The 360-nt window shown below is 56.7% G+C and carries 1 protein-coding gene; it reads right to left on the bottom strand.

Annotated elements, in window-relative coordinates; translation table 11 throughout:
- On the bottom strand, window positions 1-188 hold a 188-nt coding region (locus AC1D0P_RS32395; protein ID WP_477680464.1), incomplete at its 3' end, for a hypothetical protein.
- Between the last annotated feature and the right edge of the window lie 172 nt (window positions 189-360).

Here is a 360-nt window from a genome sequence, read left to right as displayed (position 1 = left end):
ATCTTGTGAAGCCGGAACAGAGAATTGCCAACCCGCTCATCTTTTTTCCGGCTCGCTCGCGCGTATGCTTCCGGGATGGAATCGAAACCTGCCCGCAGCAGGCGTCCATATATCTTGGCTTGTTCAGGGGACCATTTCCGCGCGGTTTCGCGAACGGCGAGACGATAATTGTCGACGGCAGTCGGCAAGATCAAAACGCAAGGAGCCACTACCGCAGCTCTTCATCCAGTTCGGCATCGACGGCATCGAGGGCGGACAATGGCAGCATCTCTCCGCGACGAAACTCATCTTTCGCTCGCAACAGAGAGCGGATCGCATACCGGCGATCCTCTTCGCGTTCCATATCCGCTCGAATAAGGG

It is taken from the genome of Polaromonas sp. P1_G2, assembly GCF_056405515.1.
This window is presented reverse-complemented; position numbering and strand designations above follow the sequence as displayed.